The following is a 13977-nucleotide window of genomic DNA, read 5'->3' on the forward strand; positions in this document are numbered from 1 at the left end:
TTATACTTATAAACTCCGCTCACTTTCCTTGAACTATAATGTAGGCCTTGCTCTAAAATGAAAAATCATTAAAGGGCATTTTTGCCCTAAATGTATAAAACAGTAATAAGTTTTTCTCAAATTAATGGGGCGGTCAACGCAGTTGCCACCCCAATTATGCAGAGAAAATTAATGGCGGAAGTGACGCATGCCAGTAAAGATCATCGCCATGCCATGCTCATCGGCAGCCGCAATCACTTCATCATCACGCATTGAACCGCCCGGTTGAATCACACATTTAATGCCTGCTTCTGCCGCGGCGTCGATGCCATCACGGAATGGGAAGAACGCATCCGATGCCATCACGCAACCTTCAACCACTAAGCCTTCATCGGCTGCTTTAATACCGGCGATTTTCGCTGAGTATACGCGGCTCATTTGGCCAGCGCCAACGCCAATCGTCATGTCACCTTTTGAGTAAACAATCGCATTTGATTTCACGTATTTCGCTACTTTCCAGCAAAATAGTGCGTCTTTTAATTCTTCATCGCTTGGTTGACGCTTAGAAACCACTTTTAGGTCATCTAGGCTTACCATGCCTTGGTCACGGTCTTGAACTAACAAGCCACCATTGACACGTTTAATATCAAATTCAGTCGTCTTGCTTGACCATTCGCCACATTCTAATAGGCGAACGTTTTTCTTCGCTTCAACCACTTTAATGGCTTCAGCCGAAACGCTTGGTGCAATAATCACTTCAACAAACTGACGGTCAACAATCGCTTGAGCGGTCGCAGCATCGAGTTCTTGGTTGAAAGCAATGATGCCACCAAAGGCTGAAGTAGGATCGGTTTGATAAGCGCGGTTGTAAGCTTCAAGAATGTCTTTACCTAGCGCAACACCACAAGGGTTGGCGTGTTTTACAATCACACACGCAGGTTCATTGAACTCTTTCACACACTCAAGCGCAGAATCGGTATCGGCGATGTTATTGTAAGAAAGCGCTTTACCTTGGATTTGACGCGCTGTTGAAACAGACGCTTCTTGAGGATTTTTCTCAACATAGAAAGCCGCCGCTTGGTGGCTGTTCTCACCGTAGCGCATGTCTTGTTTTTTCTCGAACTGCTGATTGAAAGTGCGTGGGAATTGGCTTTCCTCGTCACCTTCTTTGTTCTCTCCATAAGAAGGAACCATAGTGCCGAAGTAGTTAGCGATCATGCCATCGTAAGCCGCTGTGTGCTCAAAAGCTGCAATCGCTAAATCGAAACGCGTTTCTAATGTTAGAGATTTGTCGTTTGCGTCCATTTCTGCAATCACGCGGTCGTAGTCGTGTGCATTAACCACGATAGTCACATCTTTGTGGTTTTTCGCAGCAGAACGAACCATAGTCGGCCCACCGATATCGATGTTTTCTACGGCATCTTCAAGCGTACAACCCGCTTTAGCAACGGTTTCAGCGAATGGGTAAAGGTTGACCACCACAATATCAATTGGGTTGATACCGTGTTGTTCCATAACGGCTTCATCGGTACCACGACGGCCTAATACACCACCATGAACTTTAGGGTGCAGTGTTTTCACACGACCATCCATCATTTCAGGGAAACCTGTGTAATCAGACACTTCTGTTGCGGTGATGGCATTATCTTGTAGCAACTTAAAAGTGCCACCGGTTGAAAGTATTTCTACACCACGTTGTGTCAGTGCTTGAGCAAATTCAACAATACCAGTTTTGTCAGATACGCTGATTAAAGCGCGGCGAATTGGGCGAGCGTTTTGCATGGCTTCCATATTCCTTAAATCACGGAGTTAAAAACAAATAAAGATGTTTGCCAAAGCGAGAAAAGTTGAGTGGTGTATATGACTTCACGCGTTTTGGTAAAAACCTTTGTTGCTTCTCGTGCCTACTACTGACCAATAGTGACAAGCTAGCCGGAAACCCCAAGATTTGATGGCGCACATTCTAACTAATTTCTGTTTAAAAAGCTCGCGCAATCGTTTGGCTTTTTTGCGTGTGAGGTAAAATCAATGAGTTAGTCTTTAAAAATATCACGGAAGAAGTGGCCTGTTTCTCTGGCGGCATCACGAGTGGTGTGGCCGATGGTTCTGCCAGCTTCTTTGGTTGCTTGAGCGGCTTCTCTTGCATTGTCTTTAAACGCTTTCTGATCTTGGTGTGCGCAACCTAGCGTGAATAATACCGAGCTCAATAAGATGGCTTGAAACGTGAGCTTCTTCATTTCTATCCCTTAAATCTATGAATGGCGCACAAATAATAACCTGTTGTGATGATAGTGTTAAGTCATGTTAAGTCAGGTTTCTATCAGGCCGAGTCTCGTAAAATCATCGTTGGTGAGATAATAATGCGTTGCGGTGGCAATTGTGGCTGTTGCATTTTCCTGATCATTTGCAGTGCGGCCTGTTGACCAATCTGTTTGGTTGATGTGTTTACAAAGCTTAATGAAGGGGTGGTGAGCTCCGCTTCTGCTGCATCATCAAACCCAAGTAAGGCCACTTCTTGCCCAATGTAATTATCTTTACCTATGGTTTTTCCCGCCGCTTGCGCTCCGTATATCGCACCAATGGTGGTGGCGGAACGATGGCATAAAATAGCGGTGATTTTAGGGTGTTTATTTAACAGTTCCTCTGCCGCATCTGCTGCCGATTGTTGGCGTCGATCGCATTCGACGACCCATTCATTTTTAAATGGAAGCCCATATTGCATTAAGGTCGAGCAATAGCCGCCAATACGTTCGGCGCGAGTCAGTGAGTCGCTAGTGCCACCTAAGTAGGCAATGTGTCGGTGACCTTGTGCAATTAAGTGCTGAGTGGCGAGTGTGGCAGCGTGAGTGTTATCGGGGCCGACATAATCCATATTGGCATTTATATCGGCTCTGGCAATGCTGATCGCCGGAATATTGGCGTGTTTAATGAGATCGAGGCAAGCTTGAGTTCCTTCACGCACTGGACAAAATACAATGCCAGCCACCCCTTGCTGAATCATCGATTGAATGCAATTGAGCTGCTTATTCTTGTCATTTCCAGATTGCGCGAGAAAAAGCATGTAGCCTTGTTTTTCGAGTTGATCGCTTAACCCTGCGGTTATGCCCATATAAAAAGGATCGGTAATATCACGCAGCACCAAACCAATCAGGTTGGAGGTATTAGAGCGAAGATTTGCCGCTGCATTATTACGGACATAACCCAGCGTTTCGATGGCTTGGTTTACTTTAGTAATGGTGGCATCCGAAATTCGGCCTTTTCCACTTAACACTAATGAGACGGTCGAAACGGAAACGCCAGCATATTTGGCGACATCGGTAATTTTGGGTTTGGTTATGCTCATTGCTCACTTATTAATAAAAAAGTTAGTAAAGATAGATTCTTTTATCGTGATCACAAAATCAAAGAATGATTGCTTTTCACTCAGATAACCGTGATCGACTTTGCAAAAATTATAGGTAAAACGTTTTATCATTTATTTCGAACCTTAAAACAATGCTGATAGCGATGAAGTCATTTCAAAGTATCGGCATTTTTTAAACCTAATTTGATAAAACGTTTTAGCAGTCTTTTTATCGTAGCTTTTATTATCAATACGTTATCACTTGGAGTGACAAACTATGTCTAACATAAAGAAAAAAACCACTATGTGGGAGTTCTTCCAAAGTTTGGGGAAAACTTTCATGCTACCGGTGGCACTGCTTGCTTTTTCAGGGATTTTGCTAGGGGTCGGTAGTTCGTTATCGAGCTCGGCAGTGAAGGAAAGCCTCCCTTTTCTAGACAATTTTGTCCTTCAGCTGATTTTCTTGTGGATGACCAAGATCGGCTTGGTTGCCTTTATTTACTTACCTGTAATGTTTGCGATTGCCATTCCTCTGGGTTTAGCTCGTGAAGAAAAAGGTGTAGCGGCCTTTTCTGGTTTTGTGGGCTTTGCTGCCATGAACTTGTCGGTAAACTTTTACCTAACGGTTGCAGGTGTACTGGGTAATGCAGAGCTTGAAAAAGCGTATGGGGTAAAATCTATTATCGGTATCCAATCCATTGATACTGGTATTTTGGGCGCGGTGATTGTCGGTATTATCGTGGCGAAACTGCATGCACGTTTTTACACGTATAAAATGCCAGATTCTTTGGCCTTCTTTGGCGGTGCGCGTTTTGTTCCTATTGTAACCTCTGTGGTCTTGGGGTTAGTGGGTCTTGCGGTTCCTGTCGTTTGGCCTTACTTTGCGATGGGCATTAACGGCATTGGTTCTCTAATTTCTCATGCTGGTCCATTTGGCCCATTCTTATTCGGAACTGGCGAACGTTTATTGTTGCCGTTTGGTTTGCATCACATTTTAGTGGCATTGATTCGCTTTACTGAGGCAGGGGGTACGTTGCCAGTGTGTGGTCAAGAGGTCAGCGGTGCATTGAATATCTTCTATGCTCAACTATCTTGTTCAAGCGTGACGAATTTTGATCCACAAGCAACAGCTTTCTTATCGCAAGGTAAAATGCCAACCTTCTTAGGTGGCCTGCCGGGTGCGGCATTAGCAATGTATCATTGTGCTCGCCCTGAAAACCGCGGAAAAGTAAAAGCGCTGCTTCTATCGGGTGTGGTTGCTTGTATGGTGGGTGGGATTACCGAACCACTTGAGTTCTTATTCTTATTCGTTGCTCCTGTTCTTTACTTTGTGCACGCTATCTTAACTGGCCTAGGCTTTATGGTGATGGGTTTGTTAGGCGTCACGATTGGTAATACTGATGGCAACATTATCGACTTCTTAATCTTTGGTGTGCTGCAAGGCACCAAGACTGAATGGTATCTGGTACCACTGGTTGCTGCGGTATGGTTTGCGGTGTACTACGGGGTGTTCCGTTTCGCAATCACTCGTTTTAACTTGAAAACACCAGGTCGTGAAGCGGAAAGCAATGATGAATTGGCCTTTGCTTCTGAAGTCCGTGACAGTGACTTTGGCTATAAAGGCGACATTATTCTTGAAGCTTTAGGTGGTAAAGCCAACATTACGTCTTTAGATAACTGTATAACTCGCCTTCGCATGTCGGTAGAAGATATGTCTTTGGTGAACGATGCGGTATTAAAAGCCAATGGAGCACTCGGTGTGGTGAAGTTGGATGACCATAACTTACAAGTGGTTATCGGTCCGCAAGTTCATATGGTGAAAAATGAAATGCAATCCATTATGAATGCTCCGGCGTAATTAAAACCGTTTAACACAGTGAAGGGAGGAGGTGGTTACTCCTCCCTTTCTTTTGGTTGTTTGTCTTAATACCTTTGCGGCTTGAGTTGAAAGCCCCAACGTTATTTGGATCGATGGATGAGGTAAGTAACTATGTTTGATTTCTCGCAAGTGGTGGATCGTCACGGCACGTTTTGCACCCAATGGGATTATGTTCAAGATCGCTTTGGTCATGCGGATTTACTGCCTTTCACCATTTCTGATATGGATTTTGAAACCGCGCCATGTGTATTAAGCGCGGTGAAGGCTCGATTGGAGCACGGCGTATTGGGTTACAGTCGCTGGAATCATGATGAATTCAAATCGGCGATCACCGGTTGGTTTGAGCGTCGGTATCAAGCCAAATTAGAAAACGATCACTTGGTGTATGGGCCTTCGGTGATTTACATCATCTCGCAGCTTATTTTGCAATGGAGTAAGCCGGGGGAAGGGGTGTTAGTCCATACCCCCGCTTATGATGCGTTTGGCAATATGCTGTCAGCCAATTATCGTCAAATGTTATGCAGCCCTTTAATTAAAACCAATGGCAGTTACGAGATTGACTGGCCGCAATTTGAAGCACAAGCGGCATTGCCACAATGTAAAATATTATTATTGTGCAGCCCACAAAATCCAACCGGACGCGTATGGACACAGCAAGAGCTCTGCCGCATGGCCGAGATTTGTTTGCAGCATGGCGTAAAAGTGATTTCAGATGATATTCACATGGATATGGCGTTCGAGCGTTATATTCCGTGGTCACAAGTGGCGCAAGACGATCAATGGGCCTTGGTTAGTTCCGGTTCTAAATCGTTCAACATTCCTGCATTAACCGGTGCTTATGCGGTGATTCCCCATGACGGAAATCGCAACACTTACCTGACTCAATTAAAAGCTGCGCACGGTTTATCGTCACCTTCTATTTTAGGGGTCATCGCACATATTGCCGCTTACCAAGCAGGTGGTGAATGGTTAGAAGCTTTAAAAGCCTATTTACACGGCAACTTAACTTACGTGGCGCAGCGATTAAACGAACAAGTGCCAGAGCTGGATTATCAAGTTCCTCAAGGCACGTATCTGGCTTGGCTGGATTTGAATCCGCTTGATATTGATATGGACGAACTGCAACGCATTTTGATTGATGACTATAAAGTGGCCATCATGCGTGGCGATACCTATGGCAAAGAAGGGCAAGGTTATATTCGCCTCAACGTAGGGTGTCCGCGCAGTAAAGTGGAAGTGGGATTGAATGCGTTAATCGGCGCGATTAAGCAGCTGAAATCTCGTGAATCACTCTGAAAAGCAAACCCCCAACCGTGGTGGCCGGGGGATGGTGTCGTTGTTCTTTATGTCGATTTATTTACGCGCGTTGGATAACGACGGACTGACCTTGCTCATGGCGAGCGATTGAGGTGATGACGATAAATTCACCGCTTTGGGTTTCAGTTGCGCCAAGGTTAAGCCTGCAAAGACCAATGCACCACCAATTAAATGGTATTGAGTCGGGTGAACGCCCAATAACACAATACTGATGCTTGCCGTAAAAATTGGCACTAAGTTCATAAATAAAGTCGCACGCTCAGCCCCAATGAAAGAAACCCCCTTTAACCAACACCAAGGGGCAATAATGGAAGCGGCCAGCGCGGCAAATCCAACCATAGGCCAAGCATTTAATTCGATGCCCCAATGTTGGCTTGAAAGTAATAATGGCAGTTGCAGAAGCGCGCCAAGGAATACTTGGCAATAGACGGCGCACCAAGTGGTTAAAGGTAACTTCCAGCGGTTTAGTAAGACGGAATACAAAGCATAAGCACACGTTGAAGCGAGCATTAACAGATCACCTTGCTTTAACCCTTGGCTAATAATATGCATAGGGTTGCCTTCGCTTAGCATATAAATCAAGCCGCTAAACGACAACACCGCACCAAATAAAGTGGTTTTACGTAACTTTGCGCCCAATAGTGGCACGGCGAGAAACAAACCAATCAGTGGCATTAACGATAAGAAAATCGCAATGTTGGTGGCGCTGGTGGTATAAGCCGCGTAATAAGCCAAGCTTTGGTTCAGCACCATGCCCAAAGACGCCAAGACCGTCAGTTTCAGTAAGTGCTTTTTTACCACAGGCCACTGACGATACACCAAAGGTAAGCAAAAGGGAGTGAGCACTAACAACGCCACAAACCAGCGGTAGAATGCGATAGCACCTGGCTCAATGGTTGCGGTTGCCATTTTACTGACGACGGCATTGGTCGCCCAAATCGCGACCGCCATGATCGGAAATAAGCAGCGAATAAAAACGGTTTTGGAGTGCGTTGTCATGGATGTTCTCCTTGTTATACCTGATGATGACTCAATAGGTAAAACGTTTTATCAGTCGGTATTTGAGTGTGGCACGAAAGATAAAAAACAGAGTAGGTTGAATCGGACACTGAATAGGTCGATTCAGACAAGCGGATGAATGGAGTGAAGTGATGACCAACAATCAAGTGAATGGCAACCCAACCTTTATGCCTAAGCTGGTGGAGCAATTACCCAGTACCGTATTCATACACTACTTTCACATTGCGGGCGGTACTGAAACCTTGCCACACCAGCATGATTGGGGGCAAATTCATCTGATTAAGCAAGGCGTGTTAGATATGGAGGTGAATGGCCGAAAAATGGTGTCACCTGCCGGTTATGCGATTTGGACTCCTGCCAATGTGCCGCATCGAGCCTTTAACCGAAAGGATGTTGAGTATTGCGCGATTAACATTGATATTGCTCGCTCAGAGGGGCTACCTAACCAAGCTTGCATGATTGCCTTACCGCCTTTAGTGCTTGCGATCATTGACGATTTAATCACTCGCCAAGTCGATAAAATTGAAAGCCATCAAGATACTTGCTTAACGGACGTACTACTTGAGCGGTTAGCCAGTGCTCACCAAGTTGATGACTTTTTACCCACGACGCAAGATAGCTTGTTGCAACCTATCTTAAGTGCGCTAGAGGCAAACCCTGCTGATGATCGCAGTTTATCGGAGTGGGCAAAATTAGTCTTTTCGACCGAACGCACTTTAACTCGACGTTTTCAAAAGCACTTACGCATGAGCTTTAATGAATGGAGGCAACGTTTAAAGGTCGTCACCGCTTTGCAGTTGCTCAAACAAAGTGATGCCATCAACCAAGTCGCTTTTCAGTTAGGTTATAGCGATGCCTCCGCATTCATCAAAATGTTTCGTCGCCACACCGGGTTAACCCCAACCGTTTACCGCCAACAAGTCAGTGGTCATCAATCCCATTCAAACGAGCAATAAAGAGGCCAATATGAGCATCATCAACCGGTTAAAGCAATCACTTGGTAACCTGCAAAATAGCCAAGATTTTCGATATTTAGAACAATTGAGTGAAGAACAGTTAAAAGCCTTAACCACCGACGGTGAATCAAAAGCGCAAAAACATGCCGCGCAACAAGAACTGTTGAAAAGGGCGTTGAAAAAATGAAAAGAGTATTTGATAAAGGTTATTTGTGTTTATAACTTCCTTTTGTACCGTTTAGGAAAGTGCTGGAGTGATGATATGCCCATAAAAAAACCGCGTCCAATGAACGCGGTTTTTTAGGATAAACTAAGCGTATTGCTTAGTTCATACCATATTTTTTCAATTTCTTGCGAAGCGTACCACGGTTGATACCCATCATGTTCGCTGCGCGAGTTTGGTTACCGCGAGTGTATTGCATAACCATATCAAGCATTGGTTGCTCAACTTCTGCTAGTACTAATTCATAAAGCTCAGTAACGTCTTGGCCGTTTAATTGCGCCAGGTAGTTTTTTAAAGATGCTTTCACAGAGTCACGTAATGGCTTCTGTGTGATCTGGTCTTGTGATGTGACAGTCGTTACTGTTAGTGGTTCTGAAGTCAGGTTTTGTTCGAACATAATTAGTCTTAGCTCTTCTTAATTATAATGCAACGTTATCTATATCGGTTGTTTAAAGTGATCACCCTAATCAACTCGGATATACAAAATAACCTTTAAGCACATCAAGTTGCTGATCGGCATCCTCGATGGCATTGAAAACACGGCGGAAGTCACCCTCTTGATCATGTTCTTTTAAGTACCAACCCACATGCTTACGTGCGATGCGAGGGCCTAAGAACTCTCCATAAAACTCATGCAGAGCTTGAACATGTCCGAGTAAGATGCCTTGCACTTCTTCTTTTGGAATCGGTGGCAAGTGTTCACCCGTCGTTAAAAAGTGTTGGATTTGGTTAAAAATCCAAGGTCGACCTTGGGCAGGCCTACCGATCATCAGAGCATCCGCGCCGGTGTAATCCAGTACGTATTTCGCTTTTTCTGGGCTATCAATATCACCATTGGCAATCACTGGGATAGAAATAGCTTGTTTCACGGCTCTAATGCTGTCGTATTCTGCTTCGCCTTTGTACATGCAGGCTTTGGTTCTCCCGTGGAGTGCCAAGGCTTGTATGCCACATTGCTCAGCCATTTTTGCAATCTCGACACAGTTTTTATTGTCTGTGTCCCATCCTGTGCGCGTTTTTAGGGTTACTGGAACCTCTACTGCTTTTACGACCGCAGTCAAAATCTGTTCGATGATGTCTGGGTGTTGCAGTAACGCGGAGCCTGCAAGTTTCTTATTTACTTTCTTGGCTGGGCAGCCCATGTTGATGTCGATGATTTGCGCACCGTTTTCAACGCTGACTTGGGCGGCCTGTGCCATTAGCTGTGGATCTGCCCCAGCAATTTGTACACTGCGAATGCCCGATTCACCTTCATGTACCATGCGTTGTTGGGATTTTGATGTGTTCCAAACTTTTGGGTTAGAGGACATCATTTCACTGACGGCCATGCCAGCCCCATATCGAAGACACAATTCACGAAACGGTCTATCGGTGACACCAGCCATTGGGGCCACAATTAAGTTGTTCGTTAATGTGTAGTTTCCGATTTTCAAAACAGCATCACAGTTCGTATCAGCAAGGGCGCGCATTTTACGCATTTTTTCGGGGCGTGAAAAGACTAATATTTGAGCATTTCACAATTAGTTTTGTAAATTGCCTATTTTTCAGCCAATTAGCCCCGAATTTGGAGATGAATTGTTTTTATCGATGTGATTATTCAGGTTTTTTTTGACCCGAGACGCGGCACCATTCTTGTTGAGCAATGATTGGGTCTAGGTTGAATTGATCGGTGTAGTAGGTGGCAACATCGTCAGCTTGTGAATCCAAAATACCAGACATACCCAAGTAACCATTCGGTTTTACTAAACTTGAGATCACGCCGGATAGCTCACGCAATGGCGCAGCTAAGATGTTCGCAATCACCACATCAGCGATTAAGCCTTCTGGTTGATCTTGTGGCAAGAACAATTCAAGTTGGTCGGCTACGCCATTACGTTTGGCATTTTCAATTGAAGCGACGATGGCTTGAGGGTCAATATCAATACCAATGACTTTGGCTGCGCCTAGTTTGATCGCTGCAATGGCTAAAATACCTGAACCACAACCAAAATCGATGACGGTTTTGCCTTCAAGGTCTAAACCATCGAGCCATTCTAAGCATACAGCGGTCGTTGGGTGCGTTCCGGTGCCAAAAGCAAGGCCAGGGTCTAGCATGACGTTAATCGCCGTTGGATCGGGTACATCGCGCCAGCTTGGGCAAATCCATAAGCGTTCACCAAATTGCATTGGGTGGAAGTTATCCATCCATTCGCGTTCCCAATCTTTATCTTCCAGTTGTTCTACTTTGTAAGCGAAATCGGCGGCTAGCATGTTGCTGCCTTTGATTTGGCTTAGTACCAGTTGGGTATCTATTTCTGCATCATAAAGCGCCAATATATCGGTTTCACCCCATAGGCGAGTTTCACCGGGTAGAGGTTCAAATATAGGTGCGTCTTTTGCGTCAAGGAAAGTGACGGAAAGGGCTCCGGTTTCTTCCATGAGCATATCGCCAATGGCCTCTGCATTGGTTTTAGTCGCATTAAGTTTTATTTGAATCCAAGGCATGATGAGCTCGCTTGTTAGTTGAGTGCGACAAGTCGTCATTTCGTCTCGGGAAGCTATGTTCGAGAGATGAGCTGACGATGTCGGGTGTTATGGGTTGATATGGTCTTACATTATTTATGCACCAATTATACGGGCTAATATAGCTTATGTGGTGATGGGTTATCAGAAATAATGTGTTTATTTTTACTATTCGGTTTGATTTTACTGCCAACAATAAAAGCAATCAGACCAAGGGTAAGGGTTGGAACGATGGCATGCAGGCCGCCCATGTCTGGTTTGAGGGTGCTGAGCGCAATATAAGAAAACAATCCCACCAACATTGAAGAAAATGCACCAGTGGCCGAGGCTTTCTTCCAATACAAACCTAATACCAACGGCCACAAAAATACCGCTTGCATGCCGCCAAAGGCGAGTAGGTTGAGCCAGATGATCATATCGGGTGGATTGAGCGCGGCAACAAACACTAAGGCGGAAAATATACCGGTTACCCATAACGATAATTTGGGCAGTTTTTTCTCGGCGGCTTCACCTTCGGCAATGGAAGGGTTGATGTAGTTAATGTACAAGTCTTTGAGTAAGGTGGCTGAAGCTTGAATTAATTGTGAGTCGATGGTGGACATGATCGCCGCCATTGGCCCTGCTAGGAAAATGCCGGCCACAACAGGCGGTAATACGGTGATCATTAAAGTCGGCATAATTTGGTCTGGGCTGGCAATATCTGGCACGATAGCACGGCCAAAAGCACCTGCTAAATGCATGCCTAGCATGAGCAGTGCGACCATGATAGTGCTGATCACCATACCTTTGTGCAGTGATGCGCTGTCTTTGTAGGACATGCAACGTACCGCCGCATGGGGTAAGCCAATGACGCCAAAGCACACCAGTACCCAAAAGCTCATCATAAAGGGTTCAGTTAAGAAATGATTCGGCCCATAAGGCGTGATTAACGCGGGATCAATGGTGTGCAAGTCGGTGATGATCTCGCCAACGCTGCCACCGGCATGCACAATACCAACCAGTAAAGCGATGGTGCCGATGATCATCATAATGCCTTGTAAGGTATCGGTCATGACAACTGCGCGAAAGCCGCCAATGGTGGTATATAAGCCCACAGTGATGGCGAAAATCATTAAGCCATGTGTATAAGAAAGCCCCGTCACGGTTTGCAGTAAGCGCGCTCCGCCAACAAATTGAACCACCATTGTGCCGAAAAAAGCCAACAATAAAGAGAGTGAAGCAAACACCACCACACCTCGGTTTTGATAGCGTGCGTATAAAATATCGTTGAGAGTGAGTGCGTTATGACGACGCGCTTCAATGGCAAATTTTTTACCTAAAACTCCCAAGGTAAGCCAGGTCGCAGGCAATTGGATCATGGCAAGTAAAACCCACCCTAATCCCATCTTATAAGCGGCTCCCGGCCCCCCAATAAAGGAACTGGCACTGGCGTAAGTGGCAGCAAGAGTCATGGCAAGCACAAAGCCCCCCATGCTGCGACCACCCACAAGATATTCATTTAAAAAACCCTGTTTATTGCTGTGACGGCTGCTCCAAAACGCGAGAGCAAAAACGGCCACTAAATACACAACCAATGGGATGAGGATTTGGTTATTCATGGTCTTCTTGCTCTCGTTGTATTTCCAGTGACATGTCTTGATAGATCCATTTGACCATCGCTGCGCACAATAAAGTGAAAACAATTGGACCGACAATACAGGCCATTAAAAACCATAAAGGAAAGCCAAAATAGAGTGTTGGCATCGCTTGAATGTTGTCTGGTGCAGGCGCTAAACCATAAGCGGAAACATACCACCAAACAAAATAAGCCAGCGCTAATCCGACAGCCCACTTGGCTTCTTTGTGTGCTTGTTGATAACGAGCATGCAGGGTTTTCATGGTGAGATACCTTTGATTGGCAAATATACCCCTCTTAGTTGAAGGTGTAGCTTCAATTACTTCGAGTATAAGAAAAGTAAGATAAAGAGGCGTATTTTGGCAAAAGATGGGTTCAGAGACAAATCATAGGGAGTGCAATATAGGTCATGTTGCAATATTAATGATTTGAAACTCTTAACCTTTGGTGGTGCTTTCATAAGACAAATTAAATGAAAGTGAAAGGCGTCTGATGAAATACGGCCATTATTACTTATGGTCAACCTTAAAAGTAAGAATAGTGATCCAAGTCTTGTATACAAAGCATTTGCCGTGATCGGCAGTTGATTATTGTAGGATTATTCTTGATGTTATTTTGTCATACAATACTCTGAATGTTATGGACGAGTTAAGGAGTTGTTGATGAAAGATCTTAAAGAAATTGCTGCGGATGCGGTGGATCTAGTTTCACCCGCTATTGAGCGTTTATTTGAGCGAACCAATCGAAAAGAATTGCATATTGTTGTTATGAATCCTCAAGTGAAACCTTGGGAAGTGTCATTTGAAGATGCGATCCTTTTTGAAAAATCGTTAGGTTCACCTGAGTCGTGGTCTATTTCGTTTGATCAGTTTGCTCGTAAAAAAGCACAACAAGCGTGGCGTGAATCCACCAGCAATATTCAACTTCAAACTTTACACCCTTCGGCATTACGTGAAGATGATCTGCTTTTTTATGGATCATTCGTATATGGCAATATCGTCGTTGCGTGCAGTGGCGTCGAACAATGGTATGACATGTTAATTAGTGGTTGGATTGCCGTGGCAATCGAGCAACTGACGATGCATGAATATCAAATGCAAAAACTAGAAAACCCTACAAAAACATATCGTTAATTATTAGAAA

At 44.7% G+C, this 13977-nt stretch carries 14 protein-coding genes; 5 read left to right on the forward strand and 9 right to left on the reverse strand.

All coding sequences use genetic code 11. The annotated features are described in order from the left end of the window. Nucleotides 1-168: 168 nt before the first annotated feature. From purH to malI, 3 genes are all read right to left on the reverse strand, one after another. A complete protein-coding gene (purH, locus tag A1QC_RS01335; RefSeq protein WP_026026012.1) occupies nucleotides 169-1761 on the reverse strand; it encodes a bifunctional phosphoribosylaminoimidazolecarboxamide formyltransferase/IMP cyclohydrolase in 1593 nt (530 codons plus the stop codon). 251 nt (nucleotides 1762-2012) lie between these two features. Further along, complete coding sequence (locus A1QC_RS01340; protein WP_017026567.1) at nucleotides 2013-2216, reverse strand: hypothetical protein; 204 nt, start codon at nucleotides 2214-2216, stop codon at nucleotides 2013-2015. Nucleotides 2217-2299: 83 nt separating this feature from the next. Beyond that, a complete protein-coding gene (gene malI, locus A1QC_RS01345; RefSeq protein ID WP_017026568.1) occupies nucleotides 2300-3322 on the reverse strand; it encodes a Mal regulon transcriptional regulator MalI in 1023 nt (340 codons plus the stop codon). 277 nt (nucleotides 3323-3599) lie between these two features. Between malI and malX the strand changes: the two genes are divergently transcribed. Continuing rightward, nucleotides 3600-5180: a maltose/glucose-specific PTS transporter subunit IIBC gene (malX, locus tag A1QC_RS01350; RefSeq protein ID WP_017026569.1), complete on the forward strand. Its 1581-nt coding sequence runs from the start codon at nucleotides 3600-3602 to the stop codon at nucleotides 5178-5180. A gap of 132 nt (nucleotides 5181-5312) precedes the next feature. Beyond that, entirely contained in the window at nucleotides 5313-6497 is a 1185-nt protein-coding gene (locus tag A1QC_RS01355; protein WP_017026570.1) for a MalY/PatB family protein, read from the forward strand. A 57-nt stretch (nucleotides 6498-6554) separates the two neighbouring features. On the opposite strand, the gene A1QC_RS01360 is transcribed toward A1QC_RS01355, so the two are convergent. After that, nucleotides 6555-7517 (reverse strand): DMT family transporter, encoded by a 963-nt coding sequence (locus A1QC_RS01360; RefSeq protein WP_017026571.1) that lies wholly within the window; start codon nucleotides 7515-7517, stop codon nucleotides 6555-6557. A 152-nt stretch (nucleotides 7518-7669) separates the two neighbouring features. Between A1QC_RS01360 and A1QC_RS01365 the strand changes: the two genes are divergently transcribed. Together A1QC_RS01365 and A1QC_RS15500 are read left to right on the forward strand one after the other, a co-directional pair. Then, nucleotides 7670-8494: an AraC family transcriptional regulator gene (locus A1QC_RS01365; RefSeq protein WP_017026573.1), complete on the forward strand. Its 825-nt coding sequence runs from the start codon at nucleotides 7670-7672 to the stop codon at nucleotides 8492-8494. A gap of 10 nt (nucleotides 8495-8504) precedes the next feature. Continuing rightward, complete coding sequence (locus tag A1QC_RS15500) at nucleotides 8505-8681, forward strand: hypothetical protein (protein WP_017026574.1); 177 nt, start codon at nucleotides 8505-8507, stop codon at nucleotides 8679-8681. A gap of 136 nt (nucleotides 8682-8817) precedes the next feature. Here the strand turns inward: A1QC_RS15500 and fis are convergent, their stop codons facing one another. The 5 genes from fis to A1QC_RS01390 all read right to left on the reverse strand — a co-directional run bounded on the left by fis (nucleotide 8818) and on the right by A1QC_RS01390 (nucleotide 13097). Continuing rightward, on the reverse strand, nucleotides 8818-9114 hold the full coding sequence (gene fis, locus A1QC_RS01370; RefSeq protein ID WP_017026575.1) for a DNA-binding transcriptional regulator Fis: 297 nt from the start codon (nucleotides 9112-9114) through the stop codon (nucleotides 8818-8820). 70 nt (nucleotides 9115-9184) lie between these two features. After that, the gene (gene dusB / locus A1QC_RS01375) at nucleotides 9185-10150 is read right to left on the reverse strand and encodes a tRNA dihydrouridine synthase DusB (protein WP_026026014.1); all 966 of its coding nucleotides are present in this window, start codon (nucleotides 10148-10150) and stop codon (nucleotides 9185-9187) included. Nucleotides 10151-10310: 160 nt separating this feature from the next. Further along, nucleotides 10311-11201, reverse strand: a complete 891-nt coding sequence (gene prmA / locus A1QC_RS01380) for a 50S ribosomal protein L11 methyltransferase (protein ID WP_017026577.1) — start codon at nucleotides 11199-11201, stop codon at nucleotides 10311-10313. A gap of 134 nt (nucleotides 11202-11335) precedes the next feature. Beyond that, nucleotides 11336-12817 (reverse strand): sodium/pantothenate symporter, encoded by a 1482-nt coding sequence (gene panF / locus A1QC_RS01385; protein WP_017026578.1) that lies wholly within the window; start codon nucleotides 12815-12817, stop codon nucleotides 11336-11338. After that, a complete protein-coding gene (locus tag A1QC_RS01390; protein WP_017026579.1) occupies nucleotides 12810-13097 on the reverse strand; it encodes a YhdT family protein in 288 nt (95 codons plus the stop codon). Before A1QC_RS01390 ends, panF begins: the two co-directional genes overlap by 8 nt. 399 nt (nucleotides 13098-13496) lie before the next feature. Here A1QC_RS01390 and A1QC_RS01395 point away from each other — a divergent pair, with 399 nt between their 5' ends. Then, entirely contained in the window at nucleotides 13497-13967 is a 471-nt protein-coding gene (locus A1QC_RS01395; protein ID WP_017026580.1) for a hypothetical protein, read from the forward strand. The last annotated feature ends 10 nt before the right edge of the window (nucleotides 13968-13977 follow it).

It is taken from the genome of Vibrio rumoiensis 1S-45 (genome assembly GCF_000286955.2).
Taxonomy (GTDB): domain Bacteria; phylum Pseudomonadota; class Gammaproteobacteria; order Enterobacterales; family Vibrionaceae; genus Vibrio; species Vibrio rumoiensis_A.